Origin of the sequence: Nocardia gipuzkoensis (genome assembly GCF_021183645.1) — a bacterium.
Taxonomy (GTDB): domain Bacteria; phylum Actinomycetota; class Actinomycetes; order Mycobacteriales; family Mycobacteriaceae; genus Nocardia; species Nocardia abscessus.
This window is the reverse complement of the sequence record NZ_CP089225.1, coordinates 2,991,008-3,015,122: the sequence shown is the minus strand read 5'-3', so window position 1 is coordinate 3,015,122 and position 24,115 is coordinate 2,991,008. Positions and strand designations below refer to the sequence as shown.

The 24,115-nt window shown below is 69.1% G+C and carries 15 protein-coding genes; 5 read left to right on the top strand and 10 right to left on the bottom strand.

The annotated features are described in order from the left end of the window. Positions 1 to 103 precede the first annotated feature (103 nt). Positions 104 to 1,915, top strand: a complete 1,812-nt coding sequence (locus LTT66_RS13625) for a glycosyl transferase (RefSeq protein WP_408638845.1) — start codon at positions 104 to 106, stop codon at positions 1,913 to 1,915. 11 nt (positions 1,916 to 1,926) lie between these two features. Then, the gene (locus LTT66_RS13620; RefSeq protein ID WP_233067378.1) at positions 1,927 to 5,274 is read left to right on the top strand and encodes an arabinosyltransferase domain-containing protein; all 3,348 of its coding nucleotides are present in this window, start codon (positions 1,927 to 1,929) and stop codon (positions 5,272 to 5,274) included. Between the two features lie 57 nt (positions 5,275 to 5,331). On the opposite strand, the gene LTT66_RS13615 is transcribed toward LTT66_RS13620, so the two are convergent. After that, positions 5,332 to 6,255: an NADP-dependent oxidoreductase gene (locus LTT66_RS13615; protein ID WP_233067376.1), complete on the bottom strand. Its 924-nt coding sequence runs from the start codon at positions 6,253 to 6,255 to the stop codon at positions 5,332 to 5,334. 97 nt (positions 6,256 to 6,352) lie between these two features. On the opposite strand from LTT66_RS13615, the gene LTT66_RS13610 reads away from it, so the two are divergent. Both LTT66_RS13610 and LTT66_RS13605 read left to right on the top strand, forming a co-directional pair. Then, entirely contained in the window at positions 6,353 to 6,754 is a 402-nt protein-coding gene (locus LTT66_RS13610; RefSeq protein ID WP_181723283.1) for a winged helix-turn-helix transcriptional regulator, read from the top strand. Between the two features lie 86 nt (positions 6,755 to 6,840). After that, the gene (locus tag LTT66_RS13605) at positions 6,841 to 6,999 is read left to right on the top strand and encodes a hypothetical protein (protein WP_168434190.1); all 159 of its coding nucleotides are present in this window, start codon (positions 6,841 to 6,843) and stop codon (positions 6,997 to 6,999) included. 155 nt (positions 7,000 to 7,154) lie between these two features. On the opposite strand, the gene LTT66_RS13600 is transcribed toward LTT66_RS13605, so the two are convergent. The 3 genes from LTT66_RS13600 to LTT66_RS13590 all read right to left on the bottom strand — a co-directional run bounded on the left by LTT66_RS13600 (position 7,155) and on the right by LTT66_RS13590 (position 11,250). Beyond that, positions 7,155 to 7,532, bottom strand: a complete 378-nt coding sequence (locus LTT66_RS13600; protein ID WP_332909691.1) for a type II toxin-antitoxin system VapC family toxin — start codon at positions 7,530 to 7,532, stop codon at positions 7,155 to 7,157. Positions 7,533 to 7,567: 35 nt separating this feature from the next. After that, a complete protein-coding gene (locus LTT66_RS13595) occupies positions 7,568 to 7,786 on the bottom strand; it encodes a type II toxin-antitoxin system CcdA family antitoxin (protein WP_233067373.1) in 219 nt (72 codons plus the stop codon). A 107-nt stretch (positions 7,787 to 7,893) separates the two neighbouring features. Then, positions 7,894 to 11,250, bottom strand: a complete 3,357-nt coding sequence (locus LTT66_RS13590) for an arabinosyltransferase domain-containing protein (RefSeq protein ID WP_233067370.1) — start codon at positions 11,248 to 11,250, stop codon at positions 7,894 to 7,896. Positions 11,251 to 11,449: 199 nt separating this feature from the next. Here LTT66_RS13590 and LTT66_RS13585 point away from each other — a divergent pair, with 199 nt between their 5' ends. After that, positions 11,450 to 11,947: a peptidylprolyl isomerase gene (locus LTT66_RS13585; protein ID WP_181723286.1), complete on the top strand. Its 498-nt coding sequence runs from the start codon at positions 11,450 to 11,452 to the stop codon at positions 11,945 to 11,947. A 68-nt stretch (positions 11,948 to 12,015) separates the two neighbouring features. On the opposite strand, the gene LTT66_RS13580 is transcribed toward LTT66_RS13585, so the two are convergent. From LTT66_RS13580 to LTT66_RS13555, 6 genes are all read right to left on the bottom strand, one after another. Next, positions 12,016 to 13,560 carry an acyl-CoA carboxylase subunit beta gene (locus tag LTT66_RS13580; RefSeq protein ID WP_233067368.1) on the bottom strand — a complete coding sequence of 515 codons (1,545 nt, stop codon included), beginning with the start codon at positions 13,558 to 13,560 and terminating at the stop codon, positions 12,016 to 12,018. Next, complete coding sequence (pks13, locus tag LTT66_RS13575) at positions 13,557 to 18,926, bottom strand: polyketide synthase Pks13 (protein WP_233067365.1); 5,370 nt, start codon at positions 18,924 to 18,926, stop codon at positions 13,557 to 13,559. Before pks13 ends, LTT66_RS13580 begins: the two co-directional genes overlap by 4 nt. A 110-nt stretch (positions 18,927 to 19,036) precedes the next feature. After that, positions 19,037 to 20,950, bottom strand: a complete 1,914-nt coding sequence (gene fadD32 / locus LTT66_RS13570; RefSeq protein WP_181723289.1) for a long-chain-fatty-acid--AMP ligase FadD32 — start codon at positions 20,948 to 20,950, stop codon at positions 19,037 to 19,039. A 190-nt stretch (positions 20,951 to 21,140) separates the two neighbouring features. Continuing rightward, positions 21,141 to 22,184, bottom strand: coding sequence for an LLM class F420-dependent oxidoreductase (locus LTT66_RS13565; RefSeq protein ID WP_233067363.1), 1,044 nt, complete (start codon positions 22,182 to 22,184; stop codon positions 21,141 to 21,143). 170 nt (positions 22,185 to 22,354) lie between these two features. After that, positions 22,355 to 23,347, bottom strand: coding sequence for a cutinase family protein (locus LTT66_RS13560; RefSeq protein WP_408638844.1), 993 nt, complete (start codon positions 23,345 to 23,347; stop codon positions 22,355 to 22,357). Next, positions 23,338 to 23,859, bottom strand: a complete 522-nt coding sequence (locus tag LTT66_RS13555; protein ID WP_181723291.1) for a DUF732 domain-containing protein — start codon at positions 23,857 to 23,859, stop codon at positions 23,338 to 23,340. The genes LTT66_RS13560 and LTT66_RS13555 overlap by 10 nt, the downstream gene beginning before the upstream one ends. Between the last annotated feature and the right edge of the window lie 256 nt (positions 23,860 to 24,115).

Genomic DNA, 24,115 nt, shown 5'->3' with positions numbered 1-24,115 from the left:
GAGGAGTGATGCGCAGGTGGCATGGGCACAGGACGTCGATCCCGGCGAACAGGCGGAATCGGCGGCGGTCGCAGTCGCGACGAGCGAGACGACGGCGGCCGGAGTGCTCAGCAGCCCCACGCGCACGCGCCGGACTTTTCGAATCGGTGGCGCCGATCTACTCGTCGGCATGGGCTATCTGGCACTGGCCGCGACGGTGCTGTCGGGTCAGTGGCGCGACACCGGCAGCGGATACCTGATCAAGAGCGGTCAGGACCAGACGATGTGGGAGTGGTTCTTCGCGGTCACCGCGCACTCGGTGGCCACCTTGCGGAATCCGCTCGGCACGGATCTGCAGAACTTCCCGGCCGGAGTGAACATGATGGCCAACACGGCCATGTTCGGCGTCGGCGTGCCGCTGACACCGGTCACCCTGCTGTTCGGTCCCACCGTCACGTTCGTGCTCGTGCTCACCCTCGGCCTGGCCGGGACCGCGTTCGCCTGGTATCTCCTGTTCGCCCATACGCTCGTCCGTTCCCGGGTCGCGGCGGTGATCGGCGGCCTGTTCTGCGGTTTCGCGCCCGGGATGATCTCGCACGCCAACGCGCATCCGAATTTCGTCGTTCTGCTGCTTCTTCCGATCATCGCGGGCCGGCTGATCGGAATGGCGCGGCGAGCCGCCGCGGCGGAACCGGACCGGCCGCGCGGACGGGTGCGCGATGCCGTCACCCTCGGTCTGCTGGTGGCCCTGCAGATCGCGCTCGGCGAGGAACCGTTGTTGATCTTCGCTCTCGCGTTCGGACTGTTCGCGCTCGTCTACTACCTGCATGTTCCCGGCATCGCACGGCGCGTGACGCGGACGCTCGCCCCGACCCTGCTGCTGGCCGCGGTGATCACGCTGGCGCTCACCGAAATTCCGCTGTGGTGGCAGTTCTTCGGACCACAGAGCTATCGCTCGATCGACCACGGGCCGATGGGCAACGACCTGCGAGCGCTGGTGCAGTTCCCCTCCGAATCGCTGGGCGGGGTATTCGCGCCCGGCGAGAACGTGGCGATCAACCCGACCGAGCAGAACGCCTACTTCGGCTGGCCGCTGCTGCTCCTGGTGGTGTGCACGGTGGGACTGCTGTGGCGCGACCGCGTCGTGCGGGCCGCGGGGATCGTGATCGCCGTCTTCGGCGTGCTGTCGCTGGGCGCGGTCGCCACGATCGGCAAGCGGCCGACGGGCGTCGAACTGCCCTGGCGCTGGGCCGAACAGGTGCCGCTGCTGAACACCGTGCTGGAGAGCAGGCTCAGCATGGCCGCGATCCCGGCCATCGCGGTGGTGCTCGCGCTGGCCACCGAGCGGGCGGTGACCACCTGGACGCAGTCGGCGGTGGACTGGAAGCCGCTCGCGTGGTTCGCCGCCGTCATCTGCGCGCTGCTGCCGCTGACCCCGACCATCCTCCCCGTCGTGGAACGGGCGCCGACACCGGATTTCTTCGCCGACGGCACCGTCCGCGATTACGTCGGCGACGGCTCGGTGGTCATGGTGCCGCCGCCCCGGCCGCCCGACGCGCGGGCGCTGCGCTGGCAGGCCGACGCCGGTTTCTCCTTCCCGCTGGCCGGTGGTTACTTCGTCGGCCCGACCGGGACGACCAAGAAAGGGATCTACGGCCCCGAGACCCGCCCGACCACCGCACTGCTGGTGCAGGCGCAGGACACCGGGGTGGTCCCCCCGATCGACGCCGACGTGCGCGCCCGCGCGCTGACCGACCTGCGGTTCTGGCAGGCCGACGTGCTGGTGCTGCCCGCGACGAAGAACGGCGAGGTGCTCCGCGAAACCGTCACGCAGCTGCTCGGCTTCGCGCCCACCCGGGTCGAGGACGTCTGGCTGTGGGACGTTCATACGCTGCGGTCGTCGGGGGCAGTCGGCATCACACCGGGCGGTAGCTAGCATCAACCACCGTGCGACCGGACCGATCTACTCGAGCGTTCACCCGTATCCGCTTGATCGCCCTCCTCTCCGGGCTTCTCGGATTCCTGCTGGCATTGCTGACCCCGCTGCTGCCGGTGCGGCAGGACCGGGCGAGCCTGGACTGGCCCCAGCCCGGCCCCGCGAGCGTCGCGGCGCCGCTGGTGTCCTACGAGCCGCTGCGGTTGCGCGCGACGCTGCCCTGCTCGCTGGTGGGCGAACTCGGCGCGACGGGCACGCTGCTGTCCACCGCTCCGGTGTCCTCCGGCCAAGCGGCGACCAAGGGGCTGGTGGTCTCGGTCGGCGACGGCGTCCTCTCGGTGGTGCTGCGCGACATCCCGCTGCTGTCGGCGCCGCTGTCCGAGATCGGCTCCTGCGCGACGATCCGCGTCGACTCGGACGCCGCCGCGACGACCGCTGAACTGACCGGGGTCACCCGGCAGGACGGCACGCCGTTCCGGTCCACCGTCGGCCGGGACATCCGGCCGCAGATGGTGGGAGTGTTCACCGATCTGGACGCGGGCCGGCTCACCGGGGCGCAGGTGCACGCGGACATCGACTCGCGTTTCTCCTCGACGCCGACGCCGCTGAAGCTGGCCGCCATGATCGCCGCCGCCGTGTTCACGCTGATCGCACTGGTCGCACTGCATCTACTGGATACCACCGACGGGCGCAAACCGCGGCGCTTCCTGCCCGCCCACTGGTGGCGCGTCACCCCCGCGGACGGCGCGGTGCTGGGCATTCTGGCGCTGTGGCACGTCATCGGGGCGAACACCTCCGACGACGGCTACATCCTGAACATGGCGCGCGCCTCCGAGCACGCGGGCTACATGGCGAACTACTACCGCTGGTTCGCGGTGCCCGAGGCCCCGTTCGGCTGGTCCTACGAGGTGCTGGCCTGGATGGCCCGGGTCTCCGACGCCAGCCTGTGGATGCGGTTGCCCACCCTGCTGGCCGGCGTCGTCTGCTGGCTGGTGATCAGCCGGGAAGTGCTGCCGCGCCTGGGCGCCCGGGTGCGGCGCAACAAGGTGGCGCTGTGGACGGCGGGACTGGTGTTCCTCGCGTTCTGGCTGCCCTACGACAACGGTCTGCGCCCGGAGCCGCTGATCGCGGCGGGCGCGCTGCTCACCTGGTGCTCGATCGAACGCGCCATCGCCACCGGACGGCTGCTGCCCGCCGCGGTGGCCGTCCTGATCGCCGCGTTCTCGCTCGCGGCCGGTCCCACCGGCCTGATCTGCATCGCGGCGCTGATCGCCGGTTCGCGACCGGTGCTGCTGATCATCGTCAAACGAGCCCGCGGGGTCGTCCCGGCCCGCACCGGGCCCGACGCGGACGCGGCCGCCGCAGGCTCCACCGAAGCCGCGGCCGCCGTGAACGCCCCCGCGGACGTGCGCAAGCCGTCCCGGGCCGCCACGGTGTTCCGGTCCGCCGCGCTGCTCGCACCGGGTCTGGCCGCAGGCACGCTGGTGCTCGTGGTGATCTTCGCCGACCAGACGCTGGCGACGGTGCTGGAGGCCACCCGGGTCCGCACGATCGTCGGCCCGAACGTCGCGTGGTTCGACGAGCGCACCCGCTGGGATTCGCTGCTCATGCTCTCGCCCGACGGTTCGCTGGCGCGGCGGTTCGGCGTGCTGGTGATGCTGCTGTGCCTGCTGGTCTGCGTGCTGCAAGTGCTGCGCAAGGGGCGGATTCCCGGCACCTCGCGCGGCCCTTCGGTGCGCATTCTGGGCATCGTGTTCGCGTCGCTGTTCCTGATGATGTTCACCCCCACCAAATGGACCCACCACTTCGGCGTGTACGCCGGACTGGCCGGTTCGCTGGCCGCGCTGGCTGCGGTCGCGGTGGGCACCACCGGCATTCGCTCACCGCGCAACCGCGCGCTGTTCGCCGCCGCGGTGCTGTTCCTGCTCGCCGTGACCTTCACCGGCTCCAACGGGTGGTGGTACGTGTCCAGCTACGGTGTCCCGTGGTGGGACAAGGCTCCGCTGCTCGCGGGTAAGGGGCTGTCCACGCTGTTCCTCGGACTCAGCGGCGTCGCGTTGCTGATCGCCATCTGGCTGCACTACCGCGAGCCGTACCGGCGCGAGAGCCGCGGGGCGCCACGGCGTTTCGACCGGTGGGCCTCGGCGCCGCTCACCGTCGCCGCCGCGCTGCTGGTGATCTTCGAGGTGGCCTCGCTGACCAAGGCCGCGGCCACGCAGTACCCCGCCTACTCGATCACCAAGTCGAACGTGGAATCGATGCGCGGGGATTCGTGCGCGCTGGCGAACGAGGTGCTGGTGGAGACCGACACCGCCGATTCGCTGCTGCAACCCGTCACCGGATCGCCCGCGGACGGATTGGCCGCGCAGAACAAGGGCTGGACCTCGAACGGAGTAGCGGGCGACCTCACCGCCGACGCCGAGGAGACGGTCACCGGCGGCGCGAACTCGGTGGACAAGGACTCCGAGAACAAGACGACCAAGACCACCGGCGCGGGCACCGGTGGCGGCACCACCGAGCAGGCGGGCATCAACGGCAGCACGGTCGCGCTGCCGTTCGGCTTGGACCCGGCGAAGACCCCGGTGCTGGGCAGCTACCAGGAGGGCGAGCAGCAGCAAGCGAAGCTGACCACCCAGTGGTACCGCCTCGATCTGACCGACAGCATGCGCCACGACCCCGCCTACCAGGTGCTCGCGATCACCGCGGCGGGCCGGATCCGCTCGATCGACGCCGACGGTGTGCTCACCTACGGACAGGAACTGCACCTGGAGTACGGCGTCCGGGGCGCGGACGGCGAAGTCAGCACGCTCGGCTCGATCGATCCGCTGGACATCGGCCCCGCGCCGTCCTGGCGCAACCTGCGGGTGCCGCTGGCTCGACTGCCCGCGGAAGTGAACGCGGTGCGGCTGGTCGCGATCGACAACGACATCACGCCCAAGCAGTGGCTGGCCGTGACCCCGCCCCGGCTGCCCAAGCTGACAACGCTCAACTCCGTGGTGGGGCCGCGCGATCCGGTGCTGCTCGACTGGCACGTCGGCCTGGCGTTCCCGTGCCAGCGTCCGTTCGACCACAAGGACGGCGTCGCGGAGATCCCGCGCTGGCGCATCCTGCCCGACCGCGTCGGCTCCGACGCCTCCAACGCCTGGCAAGACGACATCGGCGGCGGCCCCCTCGGCTGGACCGGTCTCCTCCTGAAATCCCAAACCGTCCCCAGCTACCTCGGCCACGACTGGGCCCGCGACTGGGGCTCCCTCGAAAAATTCACCCCTTACGCCCCGGACGTCACCCCCGCCACCATCGGCGTCACCGTCCAAACCACCAACGGCCTCGCCACCGACACCCCCATCCGCATCCGCTGACCGCGAAGCCTCATCCGTGAGAGGCACATGATGGCTATGTGCCACTCACGGCCGATGTCAGGGGATGAGCACGAGGCGGCCGCGGACGCCGCCTGCCGCTAGGCGTTTCTGGGCGGCTTCGACGGAGGTGAGGGGCAGGGTTTCGGCTACCCGGAGTGTGAGTTCGCCCGCGTCGACGTGAGCGACGAGTTGGTCGAGTTGCGGTCGGTCGGCGCGGACCAGGACCGTGCGTACGTCGGTGCCGCGCAGCGGGATCGGAGTGTTCGGGACGCTGATGGAAACGAAACGCCCGCCGCCGCGCACTGCGGCGAGCGTCTCGGGGCCGAGTGCGGCGGCGTCCAGGGCGGCGTCCACTCCGCCCGGAATCAAGGCGCGTACGGCCTCCGGGAGCGACGCGTGGCGCGAGACGAAATCGGTGGCGCCGAGCGCACGGACCGCGTCCTCGTCGGCGGGCGAGGCGGAGGCGATCACCCGTAGCCCGCGCGCCGCGGCAAGTTCGACGGCGAAGCCACCGACGGCGCCTGCCGCGCCGGTGACCAGCAGCGTGTCGGTGGACGCGAGATCCAGCGCGGCGAGCGCCTGGACGGCGGTGAGACCGTTGAGCGGAAGGGTGGCCGCCTGCACCGGCGAGACCGAAACCGGCGCAGGCGCGACATTTCCGGCCTCCAGGACCACGTAGTCCGCCTGGGCGCCGAGCGAGACGTCGAGCCGGTCGCTGATGCCGATCACGGCCTGCCCGATGGTGAATTCGGTGACGCCCGTGCCGGTCGCGTCCACCGTGCCCGCGACGTCCCAGCCGACGCCCCATCGGTCACGCGGCGCGGCGAACGGCGTGCCGCCGACGCCCGCGCGCACCATCAGATCCACCGGGTTCACCGTCGCCGCCGCGACCGCGATGCGGATCGTCCCCGGGCCCGGCTGCGGGGTCGGTACTTCCAGGATCTCCACCACACCGGGGTGACGGACCACTACTGCACGCATGAGATTCCTTCCTCTAGGACATCGCCCAACCTAGGAGTAGTACTATCTTCCGGGTAGTAGTTACCTGAAAGTGCGTTAGAGGTAGCGAGGTACTTCGATGGCGACAACGACCGCGGCGCAGCGCCGCGACCTGGCCAAACAGCGGTACGACGCGTACATCGCCGAGTGCCCGACGCGACAGCTGCTGGACCGGATCAGCGACAAGTGGGTGAGCCTCGTGCTGGCCGCGCTCGCCGAGGGCCCACTGCGCTACGCCGAGCTGAATCGGGTCATCGCGGGCGTGAGCCCCAAGATGCTCACCCAGACGCTGCGCGGCCTGGAACGCGACGGCTTGGTGGAGCGGCGGATCACCGCCGAAGTGCCGGTCCGAGTCGACTACGAACTCACTCCGCTCGGGCACAGCCTGCAACCGGTCATGAGCGCCGTCAAAGCCTGGGCGGAAACGCGCATGGACGACGTGATCGCCGCGCGGGAGCGCTACGACAGCACCGGGCAGTAAACCGGTTGTCCGGTCTGAAAAATATGCTCCCACCTGTGGCGAAGCATCGCAGGACGAATCGGGCTCCTGGCCTTAATCTGATCTCCATGACAACGGCATTCGATGAAATGGATCTGCGCGATCTTGTCGGACTGCTCAGCGAAGAGGAACAACGGGAGCTGCGGCCTGCGGTGCTGCGCGTGCTCGGCCGCCTCCCTTCGCAAGAGGTGCTCCGGCGCGAGCTCGGTCTTCGGTTGAAGGTCTGAGCCCCGGTTCCGCACCGGTAAACGAACGGCAGGGCCGCCGCGCAGGATTCCTATCTGCGCGGCGGCCCTGTATATACACGTCCTTCGGAAAGCCGGTACCGCTCGATTCCGTCGCCCGGCTCCGTGACAACCACCGCCAGGCGCCCGCGCTGCGGCTATTCGCGGAGTTCCGCCGCAGCGCGGATTCCCTCGGCACGCGAGGATGCTCGAGCGAGGCGTCCGTCCGTGGTGATCAGCGGCATGTCCAGTTGTTCGGCGAGTTCGACATAGAGCGCATCGGTCAGCCTGATCGCAGCACGACGAGCCCAAGCGCCTTTGGTCAGGTTCAGAAGCGGATGCCGGGTCAGTGGCGCGCGGGCGAGGCGGCTCAGTGCGGTCTCGACGTCGCCATCGGTCAAGTCGCCCGCTCGGTTCAGTCGCCCGAGTGCGGACAGGACTTCGGCGTCGAAGTGCGCCGGGACATGCATGACTGTCGTCGTGATCCTCGAAATCACAGCGGCCGTGCGGTCATTGCGCACAAGGATGTCGACCATCGCGCTGGCATCCAGAACGATCTGTTCGGAATCGGTCACCGGCCGAACTCATCCCGCGCCGCATCGATGGCGGCAAGAACGGCCTCGTGCGAGACCTCGGGGCGGTCGTCGTCGAACTCAGCCAGCCAAGCCGACGTCGCGCTCTTTTCGAGTGCCGCGAGAATCGCGGCCTGGGTCAGCGCAGACACGTTGAGCCCCCGCTCACGGGCGCGCTCAGCCAGCTCATCGGGGACGTAAACGTTGAGCCGAGTCATATGACCAAATATACACACTCACGTGTGTATAGAACGCATCGTGTGATGCGACGGGCCGTCGCGCAGGTCGACTCCTACGCGACGGCACCGTGTTCGGGCAAAACCGATCAGAACACCCGCAGGTTGCCCGGGGACCAGAAGCCGGAGCGGGTGGCGGTGCCGGTGTCCAGCTTCGCCGGGACCGCGTTGCGGTCGTACTGGTCGTAGCGCTCCAGCGAACCCCAGTCACGCGCCCAGTCGTGCTTCAGGTAGGTGGGCACCGTGGTCGACTTGGCCAGCATCTGCGCGAAGCCGAGCGGGCCACCGAATTCCTCGGCCTGCCAGGTGTTCGTCGAGCTGATCGCCAGCGGACGGTCCGGCAGGATGCGGTAGCCGGGCACCTCGGCCACACCGTTCTCATGGTCGAACGGCCGCTGGCACGGGAACTGCAGGCCCACCGCCCAGTCCAGCAGGATCGGCTGCTGGGAGCCGAGCAGACTGTTGAGCGTCTGCAACTTCGGCATCCGCGGCGGCGTGAACGCCAGCCACTGGTCCCCGATCAGGATCGGGTCGTTGGCGACGATGCGCACCGCGTCGGCGTCGGGGGCGATCTCGTCCAGCGGCACCCGCAGGTTGCGCCAGGACGGGAAGGGGCCGATGTCGCGCGGCAGGTAGGTGCCGAGCTTCTGCACGGTGCCGTCGGGCAGGTGCTTGCCGTAGTCCACGGTGAGCGACTGGCCGTACTTCATCGCGCCGGTGTCGTCGAAGGAGAGGATGCGGCCGGCGGCCGAGATCACCACCAGAGGCTTGTCGTCCGAACGGGCGGGCAGCTGGTACCAGCTCGAGGTGACGTTCGCGGGCTGCTGCATGCCGTTCTGGTAGCTGCCGAGGATCGGCGTGGTCGCCGGGTCGAGGCCGAACGGCAGGGCGACGGTGGAGCCGTTGACGCCGAGCGCGCCCTGACCACCGCCGGTGCCCGCGCTCTGGCCCTCCGCGAACGCCGCGCCCACCGACTGGGTGGAGGTGTTGCCGGTGCCCGGCTTCACCTCGACGCTGTCGGCGGACAGATCGTCGGGCACGCCGTTCGGGTCGAATCCGACCGAATCGACCCCCGCGAGCGGATCGGTCACCGGACGGGCCGGGTCGATGATCGGCTCCAGCCTGCCACCGTTCGGGTCCGGCTCCACCAGCACGTCGTTGGCCAGGCCGCAGGTGCTGCCGCCGAGCGCATCGATGTTCGACCGGGCCAGCGAATAGGCCGGGTACTGCGAGGCCGCGCCCTTGACCAGGGAGAGCACCTCGAGCGCGACCATCAGCGCGGCGACCACGGTCAGCGGGATCGCGGCGAACCGGCGGATCCGCCTGCCGCGCGCCGTCTTCGCCGACGGCTGCGGCTTGGTGTAGTCCTCGCGCAGCGCGTACCAGCCGACCAGTGCGAGCGCCAGGCCGAACAGCATGAGCATGACGGTGTTCGACTGATAGCCGTGCAGCGAGATCCGCTTGTCGAACCACGGCACGCCGAAGCTGGACACGTACCAGTAGCCGTTGATCCCGGAGAACGCCACCGCCAGCACGAACAGCAACCCGGCCAGAAAGATCGCCCGGTTCTTGCGCGCCCGCAGCGCGCTCGCCGAGACCGCGACCGCAGTGACCGCCGCCAGCGAGCCCGCGATGCCCGCGTACGCGCCGAAGTGGTGGGTCCACTTGGTCGGGTTGAACATCATGAAGAAGATGGTCCCGAAGACCACGCCCATCAGCCGCCAGGTCGGCCCGCTCGCGATGCCGGGGACCAGCCTGCGCCGCAACAGCACCAGCATGGTGGTGAACAGGCACAGCAGCATCACCAGGAAGGCGAAACGGCGCGACAGGGAGCCGTCGACCGTCTCCACGAACAGGTAGTAGTAGCGCAGGTAGTCCTCGTACCAGGCCAGGTTCGGCCCGGTCACCTGACGCACCCGGTTGGCCTCCTGGATGCCCGCGAAGGTCTGGTCGCTGTAGACCACCGTCAGCACGAGCACACCGGCCGCGCCGATCGGGGCGAGTAGCGGCAGCGTCGAGCCCCACCGCCCGGCGCCCAGCGCCGCGAACTGCCGATGCTTACGCACCACGATGCGCACCAGTGGACGGATGCCGGCCAGCAGCGCCGCCACGCACATCAGGCCCGTCGGCGCGGCCGCCAGGGTGAACGCCGCCACCAGGATGGCCACCGCGGCGGGCAGCAGGCGACCGGTCGCGATGGCCCGCTCGATGGACACCCAGGTCAGCAGCGCGCCGAGCGCAACGATCGGCTCCGAGCGCAGACCGTTGTCGAACGGCAGCCAGAACGCCAGGAACACCAGTCCGCCGGTCCACAGCGCCACCTTGCTGGTGCGCACGCCCCGGCCGAGGCGGGGCACGACCTCGCGGCTGATCACCAGCCAGCAGAGGATCGCGCAGGCCAGCGCGGGCAACCGCACCCAGGGGCTGGCCGTCGAGATTTCCGCGAAGACCTCGATCACGTAGTAGTACCAGCCGAACGGCGCCTCCGGCACGCCGTACCAGCGGAAGTAGTTGGCCATGTAGCCCGCGTGCGGGGCCACCCGCACCATGCTGAGGATGTAGCCGTCGTCGGAGGTGTTCGCGCCCGCGAAGTGCCACAGCAGCAGCGTGCCGACCACCGCGCCGTCCGCCCAGGTCGGCTTCAGCCAGTTCGCCGGGAGGAACCGGCGGTGCCCGCGCCCGTCACTGCTGTCCAGACGGGCCAGCGCGGCCAGCGCGATCAAGGTGCACAGCACCGCCGCGATCATCGCGATCAGCTTGATCGCGGTCGGGCTCGAAGAGAATCGGGTGTCGACCGTCATGTCGAACGCCAGACCGGCGGGCGCCGCGCCCTTCAGATCGGAGAACACTCCGACCACCTGGGGCCGCAGATCGCCGCTCAGCTGCCCCTCCACCGGTACGGTGGCCATCTCGGTCGCCCCGGGCGCCCCACCCTCGACCGGCCGCTCCACCTGCTTGGTGAGCCCGTTGAACACGCCGTAAGTGCGTTCGCTGTCCGAGCTGATGCTCAGCGACGTGCACTCGCCCATGCGGCTCCGGTCGGCGGACACCACGACCGCGTTGCGGTCGATCACGTCCACCGAGGTCTCCGAGACCCGCACGAACAGGGCTTCCAGCGCGGCCCGGTCGCCCTGCGGCGGCGCGGTGGCCAGCAGCATGCCGCCCCGCTCGGGCAGCTGGGCGATCGTCTCGCACGGGATCGTCGCCTTCAGGTCGATCGGGACCTGCGACATCAGCGGCGCCTGAACGTTGCCGAGCGTCCCGCCCTGCGGCCAGTTCAGCACCGCCGTGGTCTGCGTGACGGGCAAGAACGGCGTCGCCAGTGCGAACAGCGCGCCGAGCAACCCGGCGACCAGTGCGATGAGCCGGGCGGTGCGGAAATCGTTCCTGGTCACCACCGGGGCGGCGGGGGGTTTCGTCAGAACAGCGGTAGCGGCGTCGGGCACGGTTGGCAATGCTATCTGCCCTTGTGTTCGCGTGGGCGTCGCGTCGCCGGGAGAAATCGTGGGTCCTCAGTATGTTCGGAGCCGACTGCCAGAATGTTGTGCCGACAACCCGGAAAATTCGCGCTCGACGCCGCGATGGGGGCGACGAATAGACCCCGTACTGATGACCGGTGCCGACCACAATGGAAAGGTGGGGCGTATGACCAAGGTGAATCTCTCGACGAACTACGGACCGATCGTCCTCGAACTGGATGATCAGAAAGCTCCGAACACGGTGCGCAATTTCGTGGACTACGTGAACGCGGGCCACTACAACGGCACGATCTTCCACCGCGTCATTCCCGGCTTCATGATCCAGGGCGGCGGGTTCGAGCCCGGTCTGCGCCAGAAGGGCACCAACGCCCCGATCAAGAACGAAGCCGACAACGGTCTGAAGAACGCCAAATACACCGTCGCGATGGCCCGCACCAACGACCCGCACTCGGCCACCGCGCAGTTCTTCATCAACGTCTCCGACAACGATTTCCTCAACCACTCCGCACCCACCGCGGCGGGCTGGGGCTACACCGTGTTCGGCGCGGTGACCGAAGGCACCGACGTGGTCGACAAGATCGCGGGCGTCGCCACGTCCTCGGCGGGCATGCACCAGGATGTGCCGGTCGACGACGTCGTCATCGAATCCGCCACCGTGAGCTGATTTTTCGTACCGACGACGCGAATCGGGCCGCGCCCCACGGGGTGCGGCCCGATCGTGTCCGGTAGCGGCTACAGCGGCAGCAGATGGTGCTTGCGCGGGTTGCGGGCAAGTGACTTGTCCCGCAACAGCTGTAGCGCGCGGCGAAGTTCGAGCCGGGTCTTCGACGGCTCGATCACCGCGTCGATGTATCCGCGCTCGGCGGCCACCCACGGCGTCGCCACGGTGGCGTTGTAGAAGTCGATCATCTGCTGGCGGATCCCGGCGCGCTGATCCTCCGGCGCGGCATCGATCTGCTTGGCCCCGATCAGGCTGACCGCGCTCTCCGCGCCCATGACCGCGATCCGCGCCGTCGGCCAGGCCAGGTTCACGTCCGCGCCCAGCTGCTTGGAGCCCATCACGGCGTAACCGCCGCCGTAGGACTTCCGGATCACCACGGTGACCTTCGGTACCGTCGCCTCGACGTAGGAGAACAGGAAGCGGCCACCGCGCTTGATGACGCCGATCTTCTCCTGTTCCACACCGGGCAGGAACCCGGGCGTGTCGACGACGAACACCAACGGGATCTCGAACGCGTCGCACAGGCGCACGAAATGCGCGGCCTTGTCCGAAGCCCGGGCGTCCAGCGCACCCGCGTACACCATCGGCTGGTTGGCGACCACACCGACGCTGCGCCCGTCGACCCGGGCGAATCCGGTGATGACGTTGCGGCCCGCCGACGCGCCCACTTCGTGGAAGGCGCCGTCGTCGAAGATGCGCAGCAGGATCTCGTGCATGTCGTACCCGGCGTTGTCGGAGTCCGGGACGATCGAGTTCAGCTCCAGGTCGCTGTCGGTGGTCTCCGGCTCCAGGCCGGGATTCACGATCGGCGCCAGTTCCTGGCAGCTGGTCGGCAGGTAGCCCAGGTACTCGCGCACCCACTCGAACGCGGACGTCTCGTCCTTGGCCACGTGATGGATGTTGCCGTATTCGGCCTGGCTGCGCGCGCCGCCGAGTTCCTCGAGGCTCACGTCCTCGCCGGTGACCTCACGGATCACCTTGGGGCCGGTGACGAACATGTACGCCTCTTCGGTCGCCACCACCACGTCGGTGTTGATCGGGGCGTAGACGGCGCCACCCGCGCACTTGCCGAGGATCATCGAGATCTGCGGAACCAGCCCCGACAGCGGCTCCTGCCGCCGCCCCAGCTCGGCGTACCAGGCCAGCGAGGTCACCGCCTCCTGCACGCGCGCGCCGCCGGAGTCGTTGATGCCGACCACCGGGCACCCGACCTTGGCCGCGTATTCCAGGATCCCGGCCACCTTGCGGCCGAACATCTCGCCGACCGAACCGCCGTAGACGGTCTGGTCGTGCGAGAACACCGCCACGGGCCTGCCTTCGACCAGGCCGTGCCCGGTGACGACGCCGTCGCCGTAGAGCGCGGCGGGATCACCCGGTTTGCGCACCAGCGCACCGATTTCCACGAAGGTGCCCGGATCGAGCAGCATGTTGATCCGGTCGCGGGCGCTGGGGATACCTTTCTTCGCCCGCTTGGCCACCCCCGCTTCACCCGCCGGTTCCTGCGCTAGTTCCAGTCGCTTGCGCAGGTCGGCGAGTTTTTCGGCAGTAGTGCTCACTTGGCCCCTTTCGCCTCGATCGCGGCGAGCTTCGCGGTCAGGTCGGCTCCGATCTTCCCGATCCGCGGTTCGTCGATGATCTGCAGGTGGTCGCCGGCGATGTGGACGACCTCCAGATTCGGGATGTACTCGTCCCAGCCGCCGTTCGGCACTCGGTCGGCGAAGCGCGGCTCGAGCTCGATCATCCCGTCGTGATAGCGATCGGCGAGGTAGAGCACGACGTCGCCGTCGTAGTGCGAGGGTTGCGTCCGGGCGAGGTGGCGACTATCGATCCACGACGTGCGCTGGTGTTCCAGGACGCCACCGGGAATCTTCGCGCCACTGATCTTGATCAGGTCGCTGATCATCTTGAACTGCTCTTCGTCGGAGGCCGCGGCCAGCGTCTCCAACTGATCACGGTCCAGCTCGCCGTCCACACCGTAGGTCTTCTTCGCGAACGCCTGATAGCGCTCGATCCGGCGCACCCGCTCCTCGGGACTGTTGTCCTCGTCCTCGGTCGGGATGGCCAGGTCGATCAGGCCGACCACGCGCACGTCCGCGCCCTCGGCCCGAAGCAACTGCGCGGTCTGCATGGCCAGCACCGCACCCAGCGACCAGCCGTACAGCACGAACGGACCGTCACCCTGGATCTTGCGCAGCTCGGGCAGGTACTGGCGCGCTCGTTCCTCGATCGACCCGTCGACCCGCTCGAAGCCGTACATCGGCGTCTCGGCGGGCAGCCGCTTCATCAGCGGTTCGTACACCAGTGTGTTCCCACCCGACGGATGGAACACGAACACCGGCACGGCGTTCGAGCCGTCGGCGCGCGGTCGCAACGGACGGACGAAACCGTCCACATCCGCACCGCTGTCCTGGAGTTCGCGGACGATGTCGGCGAGCTGCTCGATGGTCTCGCAATCGAGCACGTCGTCGATGGTGACCTCGGCCTTGACCCGCTCGGTCAGGCGCGCGGCCAGCTTCTCCGCGGTGTCCTCGTCGAGGATCGGCAGCGTGTTGAAGATGCCTCCGGCCGACTTACCGGTCACCACCGCCCAGGTGGCGAAGGTCAGGCGCTCGGCGGCGTCGCGCGGCGGGACGTCGTCCTCGTCGGCGGGCTGCTGCGCGCCGCCGAACACGGCGGCCGGAGCCGCCGCGACCGGTGCCGCCTGAGCGACCGGTGACGCAGCGGGAGCAGTGTCACCTTCGGCCGCCTTGTCCGCAGCCGGTGTAGTCGCTGCCGCGGGAGCCGAATCGGCCTCTGGTACAGCGCTTTCCGGTGTGGCGTCGCCCTCCCCGGCCGTACCGGCGTCCGGCGCCGCGCCCGCCACCGCGGCAACCGGGTCGGCGCCGGTGGCCAGGGCAGCACGAGCCGTGGCGATGAAGTCGGCATCGACGGTCAGCTCGCCTCCGCCGCCCGCCGCTTTGTCGGCCGCCTGCTGATCGGCCATCGCCTGCACCTCGTCGCGGTGCTCGATCGCGTACCGCAGCACCTTGCCGACCTCGTGCAGGCTCGCGTCGCGCACGGCCTGCACCTGCAACTGCGGGATGTCGAACTCGTACTCGACCCGGTTCTTGATGCGCATGGCCATCAGCGAGTCCAAGCCGAGTTCCATCAGCGGGATCTCCATCGGGAGATCCTCGACCGCGTAACCCATGGACTCCGCGACGATCAGCGCGAGCCGCTCCTCCACAGTCTGCGTGCCGTTCGGGTCCCAGCGGTCACCGAAGGTCTCCACGACCTCGATATCGGCGTCGCTCTGCGTCTGCGCGGCGATCGCCGGGACCGGCTCGGCCGCGACGGGTTCCGGCGCGGGCTGGGCGGGCTGACTCGAGGTCAGCACGGCGTCGAACACCAGCCGGAAGGCGTTGCCCTCCTTGGCGTGGACCTGCACCGAAGCACCGCCGGGATGCGGGGTGAGCGTGGTGGTGAGTGTGCCCGCGCCCGGGATCGGCGCGTGCGGAACGGACGCGCCGAGCGAGACGTCGCTGAGCACCTGCGCCGCGGCGGCGCGCACCAATCCGGCGAGATCGGTCACCGAGGACGCCTGCACTTCCCAGACGTGCCTGCCGTCCGGCAGCGCGACGTGCGCACCGGGAACCCGGCCGTTGCCGCCCGTGGACAGCTGGACCTTCGGCCAGTACTCCTTGCGCAGGAACGTGGTGCGCGGGATGTCGGCGTAGTCGCCCGGCCCGAGCAGCGAGAACAGGTCCACCTTGTGCCCGTGCACGTAGAGCTGGGCGAGCGCGGCGATCACACCCGCGGACTCGTCCTCCTTGCGCTTGAGCGTGGGGATGAGCTGCGCGTCGTGCACGCCCGCGGCGAAGGTGGTGCCCAGGACCTGCATCAGCGCCACGGAATTCGGCGCCAGCTCCAGGAACGTGGTGTGGCCCGCGTCCACCGCGAGCTTCACCGCGTTGGTGAAGTACACGCTGTGGCGCATGTTCTTGACCCAGTAGTCCTCGTCGTGGATCGGGTCGCTGCCGGGGCGGAAGTACTCCTCCTTGTGCACCGTCGAGTACAGGCCGGCCTTCAGCTTCGTCGGCTCGATGCCCGCCAGTTCCGCGGCCAGCTCGCCGAGCAGCGGATCCATCTGCGAGGTATGGCCCGCGCCGCGGGTCTGCAGCACGCGGGCGAACTTGCCCTCCGCCTCCACCCGCGCGACGATGGCCGCGACCTGCTCCTGCGGGCCGCCGATCACCGTGTTGGTCGGCGCCGCGTACACCGCGACCTCGACGTCCGGGTAGTCCGGCAGCAGATTCGCGACATCCTCGGCGCTGTACTCGATGAGCGCCATGTTGCGCACGTCGTCGTCGCTGATCATCTGCTCGCCCTCGCCCATCAGGCGGGAACGGGCGCAGATCACGCGGACCGCGTCCTCGAGCGGGAGACCACCGGCGATGTACGCGCCCGCGACCTCACCCATGGAATGGCCCACCACCGCGTCGGGTTCCGCCCCGTGCGCGCGCAGTAGCGCGGCCAGGCCGATCTGGATGGTGAAGATGCCGACCTGCGAGGTGCCGACGTTGTAGTCCTGGCTGTCGTCCAGGAACAGCTCGCGCACGGAGTATCCGGCCTCGTCCTGCACCAGCTCGTCGACCTCGTCGACGGCCTTGGCGAAGATCGAGTTCTCCAGGTACAGCTGCTTGCCCATCTTGCGGTGCTGCGCGCCGAAACCGGCGAGCACCCACATCGGGCCCATGGCGGCGGGCGCGTCAGCGGTGAAGACACCGGTGCCCGGCTTGCCCGCCGCGAGGGCACGCAGTCCGGCGACCGCCTCCTCGTGCGTCTTGGCGAGCACCACACCGCGCGAACGCCAGTGGCTGCGCTTGGCCAGCGACCGCGCCACGTCGGCGAGCGGAGTTCGCGCGCCCGCCTCCGACTCCAGCCAGTCGGCCAGCTCGGCGGCGGCGCGGCGGCGCCGCGAGGGCAGGTAGCCCGACACGGGCAGGATCTGCGGCAGCGGCTCGGTGCGCTCGGCGGTCCATTCCGCGGCGGGCGCGGCTTCGGCAGCCAAGGCGGCATCGGCGACGGCCGCGACCTCGGCTTCGGCGACCACGGCATCGGCTTCCGCGACCACGTCCGTGGTCTCCTCGTCCAGCACGTCCTCGTTCAGCTGCGACTCGAGTTCGGCGAACGGCGCCTGCGCCCCCTCCGCGACGGCGGGCACGTATTCCTGCACGACGAGGTGCGCGTTGGTGCCGCCGAACCCGAAGCCGGAGACACCGATGGTGGCCTTGCCGCTGTAGCGCGGGAACTCGGTGGGTTCGTCGACGATCTTCAGGTGCGCCTGGTCCCACGGAATGTAGGGGTTCGGACCGGCGAAGCCGATGTTCGGCGGAATGACGTTGTGCTGCAACGACATCACCACCTTAGCCAGGCTCGCCGCACCGGCGCCCGACTCCAGGTGACCGAAGTTGGTCTTGGCCGAACCGAGCAGCGCGGGCTTGTCCGCCTCGCGGCCACGGCCGACGACGCGGCCCAGCGCGTCCGCCTCGATCGGGTCGCCGATCAGCGTGCCGGTGCCGTGTGCCTCGATGTAGTCGACCGTGGACGGAGCGATGCCCGCGTCGCGGTAGGCGCGCCGCAGCACCTCGGCCTGCGCGTCGGGATTCGGGGCGAGCAGGCCGTTGGACCGCCCGTCGTTGTTGACCGCCGAACCCTTGATCACCGCGTAGATCGTGTCGCCATCGCGCTCGGCGTCGGCCAGGCGCTTCAGTACCACCAGACCGCCGCCCTCGGAACGGACCATTCCGTCGGCGTCGCTGGAGAACGCCTTGATGTGGCCATCCTTGGCAACCCCGCCGTTGGCGTCGAAACCGAGCGTGGCCATCGGCGCGAGCAGCATGTTCACACCGCCGGCCAGCGCCAGGTCGGCCTCACCGCCACGCAGCGCCTGCACCGCCTCGTGCACCGCGACCAGCGTCGACGAGCACGCGGTGTCGACGGCCACCGACGGTCCGCGGAAATCGAAGAAGTAGGAGACCCGGTTCGGGATGATGGACGTGACGCTGCCCATGATCGCGTAGGCCTCGGCCGAGACCGGCACGTTCGGATCCCGCTCGCCGCCCAGCCCGAGCGCCGCGAGCAGCATGAAGTCGTTGCCCGAGGAGCCGATGAACACGCCGACCGGCTCGCCCTTGAGATCGCTGGCCGGAATCCGGGCGTGTTCCAGCGCCTCCCAGGTCAGCTCCATCATCAGGCGCTGCTGCGGATCGACCCGCTCGACCTCCACCGGCGACATGGCGAAGAACTCGGCGTCGAAACCTTTGACGACCTCCTGATCGAGGTAGCCGCCCTTGGTGTTGGCCTTCTCGATCGCCTCGGCCAGCTGCGGCTCGGCCGTGAACTCCGACCAGCGTCCCTCGGGCCGCTCCCGGATGCCGTCACCGCGGCCGATGAGGAAATCCCACGTCGACTCCGGGGTGTCCCCCGCGCCGGGCAGGCGGGTCGACAGGCCCACGATCGCGATGTCGTGCGCCTCGCCGGGGCGGTAGCCCGCGGTGTAGAAGGCGTCGTCCTTGGATTCCTCCGGCACGTCCGGCTCGCCGTTGACGATCCGCTCGGCCAGCGCGGCGATGGTCGGATGCTGATACACGATGGTCGCGTTCAGCATCACGCCCGTCAGTTCCTCGATATCCCCGCCGAGGGCGATGGCATCACGCGAGGCGAGCCCGAACTCCTCCATCGGCCGGTCCACGGTGATCTGCTCGATCGGTTGCCCGGTCGCCTCGGAGACCCAGCGCCGCAGCCACTCGCGCAGCTCCGCCACCGATATGTCGGTCTGCACGCCGCTGTTCGCGGACTCGGCCGGGGCCGCCGCGTCGGCGACGGTCTCCGCGGGCGGGGTGTCGGTCGTCTGGGTGGGCGTGCCCTCGTTGTCAGCCATCAATTCCTCAAGCTACCTGTCTGCGTACCGGGCGTACCGTGTATCGACGCCCGGCGCGTGGGAAGGTCGGCGCCGAGCGTCGATGGTCGGTCCGAGGCCGCCCCTGGCAATTACTCTTCCGGTGCATCGGGGAAAGCCTGCTGGGTGTAACCACCCCGCAGCGTTCCCTCCAGATAGGCCGCCCGGCAGGCACGTCGGGCGATCTTGCCGCTGGATGTGCGCGGGATCGAACCCGCGGGCACCAGCAGCACGTCTCGAACGGTCACGCCGTGGCGCTGCGAGACCGCCGCGCGCACCGCGTCGGCGATGGGCAGCGGGTCGGCCTTGCCCGCACCCGGCCCCCGCTCGCCGACGATGACCAGTTGCTCGGAGGCGTCGTCGGCGTCGAACTGCAGGCCGGAATGGCTGCCCTGCTCGAACACCTCGGCCGGCAGCTGGTTGGCGGGCACCGAGAACGCCGCCACGAAGCCGGGCCGCAGCGCGGTGCTGGCCTCCTGCGCGGAGAACTCCAGGTCCTGCGGGTAGTGGTTGCGGCCGTCCACGATCACCAGGTCCTTGACCCGGCCGGTGATGTAGAGCTCGCCCTCGAAGTACACGCCGTAGTCGCCGGTGCGCATCCAGTTCGAATCCGGCTCGGTGCCCTCGGTGTGACTGCCCTCGGGCAGGCGCTCGGTGACCTTGTTCTGGAACGTCGCCGCCGTCTCGTCGGGACGACCCCAGTAGCCGATGCCCATGTTGTTGCCGTGCAGCCAGATCTCGCCGACGTGCCCGTCGGGCAGCTCGCGGCCGCCACCGGACTCGACGGACTCCGGATCGACGATCGCCGCCCACTGCGAGAGCGCGACGTAACCGCAGGACACCTGCGCGATCGCGTCCTCGTGGCCGGGATCGACCTTCACCATGCGACCCGCGTTGAGCTCCTTGCGGTCGACGTAGGTGACCTTGGCCTCGTCCTCGGCCTTGGTGGCGGAGACGAACAGCGTGGCCTCGGCCATGCCGTAGCACGGCTTGATCGCGGTCTTGGGCAGGCCGTAGGGGGCGAACGCCTCGTTGAACTTCTTCATCGACGAGGTGGTCACCGGCTCGCTGCCGTTGATCAGGCCGATGACGTTCGACAGGTCCAGCGACTCGCCGTTCTTCGGCAGACCACGCGCCGCGGCGTGCTCGAACGCGAAGTTCGGTGCGGCGGCGAAGGTTCCCGCGCCGTCGGAAACCGCGGCCAGTTCCTTGATCCAGCGGTAGGGACGGCGCACGAACGCGCTCGGCGACATGATCGTGATGTACTTGCCGCCCACCGCGGGCAGGATCACCGTCAGCAGACCCATGTCGTGGAACAGCGGCAGCCAGGTGACGCCGCGCGAGTTCCAGTCCAGGTTGATCGCGTCCACCATCTGCAACAGGTTGGTGCCCACCGCGCGGTGGGTGATCTCGACACCGGCGGGCACCCGGGTGGAGCCCGAGGTGTACTGCAAGTAGGCGATGTCGTCGATCGCGATGTCCGGACGCACCCAGCTCTCGCCGACGCTGTCCGGGATCGCGTCCACCGCGATGATGCGCGGGCGCTGGGCGGCGGGCAGCGAGCGGAAGAACTGCCGGACCCCGGCCGCGGAGGAGCTCGCGGTCAGGATGGCCGAGGGCTCACAGTCGCCGAGCACCGCGTGCAGGCGATCGGTGTGGCCCGGCTCGTCCGGGTCGAACAGCGGGACCGAGATGGTGCCCGCGTAGATCGCGGCGAAGAAGGAGATCACGTAGTCCAAGCCCTGCGGTGCGAGGATCGCGACCCGGTCGCCCGGGTTGGTCACCTGCTGCAGTCGAGCGGCCACCGCGCGCAGCCGAATACCGAACTCACGCCACGTCAGCTCCTGCGCCTCGCCGTCGCGCTCGCGCGAGTAGTCGATGTAGCGATACGCCAGGGTGTTCGCGTCGTTCCGGGTGTGCTTCTCGACGTGATCAACCAGGGTGTGATCCTCGGGAATGCGGATGTTCCCGGTTTCGTCCAGGTAGTCGTCGAAAGTCTCGTCCATTCCTTCTTCTCCTCCGAGGCACACGCAGCAAGACGGCGAGATCGCCGCTTTTTACCTGTGAGGCCCCGACTCGCTTTCGCCCGCGGGTGCTCCAAGTGCAGAGCCAGCCTGCAGATTTTGTGCGGTCTGCGCGGTGACCGCTATCGGCTAGATGTACTCAAACCAGAGTCATGTTACAGAGAAGACCGGTTCACTCGTCCCGCAGCAGGGGAATAACGGGGGCGAACGCGTCCATCTGGGTGGGGAATACACCGACGTAGGACATCGAGGTGAGTTGCCGCACACGTCGGATCTGCTCGGCGATCTCCTCGAAAGTACCGATCGCCACGTAGGGCGAGTTCAGGATGTCCTCGACGGACAGCTGGACATCGACCTCCAGGTTCGGGTGCAGTCCCCGGTCCAACGCCGACAGGGCCATCTCCGCGGTCTTCTCGCGATCGTCGGTGATCACGACGGCGGTGATGGCCCAGTTCAGCTCGATGTCGGCGAACCGGTCACCGGCGGCCTCCTTGATCAGATTCACCTTTTCCACGGCCTTCTCGATGGTGATGCCGGAGAGCAGGCCCTTGCCGTTCTTGGTGGTCACCGGAACGACGGAGACGATGTCGGCGTGCTTGGCCGCCAAGCGCAGCATCTTCGGACCGCCGCCGCCGGTGCAGATCGGCGGGCGCGGGCCCTGCCGCGGCCGTGGCGTCCCCTTGACGCCGCGGACCTGGTAGTGCTTGCCCTCGAAGTTGCACTCCTGGCCGCGCAGCAGCACGTCGAGAATGGTCAGCGCCTCGTCCAATTTCTCCAGCCGGACGCCGGGCGACTCGTAGGAGATGCCCGCGTTCTCGAACTCCTCCTTGATCCAGCCCGCGCCGAGACCGACCTCCAGCCTGCCCTTGGACAGCACGTCGATGGTCGCCAGGTCCTTGGCCAGCACCACGGGGTGGCGGAAACCGTTGGCCAGCACCGACGTGCCGAGCCGGATCTTCTCGGTGGCCTGGGTCAGCGCGCCGAGCGCGGCGATCGGACCGATCTGCTCGCCGAGGTGGTCGGGCACCACGAAGGTATCGAAGCCGTACTCCTCGGCCTGCTGAGCGGTCTGCACGAACTTGCGCGCACCGCCCTCCTGCTTGTTTCCTTCACCGGCCGCCGCGAAGCGGAACGGGCGCAACGGAGTGCCCAGCGCGGTCAACGCAGCATCCGCGTCACGGCTCGCCGTGGTGGCCGGTGCGGCGGCTTCTGTCATGAACTCATGCTCCTGGCTGTAAGGAAATTACGGGCGCGACGCCCGCCCGAGGTCTGCGCTGCGGCGGTGCCCGGCGTCGCGATCACCAGCGCACTTTACAGCGTGCTACCCAATTCGAGTTGCGCTTGTCACGCCAATCGGGTGCGGGGTATCTCACGGCCTGTGAATTCTCACGAATGGGCGGGATGCGGCGCTGCCTCGACGAGGCCTTGGGCCCAAGCCGCGGTCCACTGGGTGGCGGTGGTGCCGTCACCGTCGACGACGAAGCCGTTGTAGAGCGCGTGCACCGGGTTCCCGGCCGCACGGACCAGCGCATTCACGCTGCCCATGATGTTCCACGGACTCAGGGCCTCCCGCGGCGCGTCGCAGATCAGATCGCCGGGCGCGCAGATGGTGTACGTGCGGTCGGCCAGCTCGCCGAAGCCCCCTTGACGCGGACCCGTCATCGTGATGCCGGGCACGTTCAACCCCTTCAGCGCGACTTCGGCACCCACCCCGGGCGGCGGCGTCCCGATCGGGATCGCCTGACCAGGGCCGGTCTCGCCCGTACGGCGTCCGTCGGCGATCAACGCCACGCCGAGCACCAGGTCGGCGGGCACGGGGCCGTTGCCCGCGCCGATCTGCGCGGCCACGTCACCCGCGATCACCGCGCCCTGGGAGAACCCCGCGAGCACGTAGGTGGTCAGCGGGCACTCCTGATGACGGGCGGCCATCACGTCGACCATCCGGCGCGTGCCCTCGGAGCGGCTGTTGTTGTAGGACTGCTGGCCGTCCGGCGGGATCGCGATCGGATTGGAGAACTGCGCGACGTACGGAACCGTGTACACCTCCACCCGCTCGCTCGGGAACCGCTCGGCGACCGGGCCGGAGACATTGAGCATCAGCGACACCGGGTTGGCGATCGGATTGTGCGGATCGTCGAAGCTGTTGGACTCCCAGGTGCCCGGCACCGACATCAACTGCACGTCCGGACAGCTGGCCGGCTGCGAGGTCGGCCGTTCCGGCGGCTTGGGCCCGGGACCGGGCGGGCGCAGACGGCCCGCGAGCAGATACCACAGCAGCAGTACGACCAGGACGATCAGCAGGACGACGCCGATCACGACCAGACATCCCGCCGGCTTGGACCGGCGGGAGGTCGAACGGACACGCGAACTCACTGGCAGTACGTGGCGCGAGCGGTCGAGATGTAGATCTGCCCGGCCTTCTCCACCGGCATCTTGGCCGGGTCGAAGGACGGATCGGAACCTGCCATAGCGTTGACGAAGGTCATCAGATCCTGATCGGACGCGCCCGCGGCGGTGCCCTGGCAGACATAAGCGCCGATGCTCAACGCGATGTCCGGGGTGGACGGGGTGACACCCTGCTTGGCCAGATCGTCCAGGAAACGCTTGTCCTTGTCGGTGAGCTTGGAGGTGTCCGCGGGCGGGACGGCTTCGGTCGGCACCGGCTGCGGACGTTCGGGCGCCACCGTCGTCGTGGGCTGCTCCGGCGCGGGAGCGGGCTGCCCGGTATCGGCGGGCGTCGATGCAGCAGGCGATGTCGTCGCCACCGCCGTGGTGCGGGTCGGCGTCGGCGTGCTCGTCGCGGTCGAATCATTGTCGCCGCACGCGGCGAGCAGGCCGGTCGCGGCGATCGCCGCTACCGCGCCGAATACCTTTCCACGGGTCCGATGCATGAATTCTTGTCCTCGATCTGTCGCTGAGCGGGGGTCGGGTCGCCCACCAGGCTAGCTGTGTTGGATTTGCCGCGCTGTCGCGCGGCGTGTTCGCGGCCCCCTGGTGGCTCGCGTCCGAGCGGCCGCCGCTGGCGACTGCGTCGCGGACGCGACGGCCACTCGGACGCGAGCCGGGCCGCGAACGGACAATGCTAGGTCTCGCTTCGCTCGAAACCGGGGGTCGGGCCGACGCGGCCGTGCGAGCGTGAACTCACCA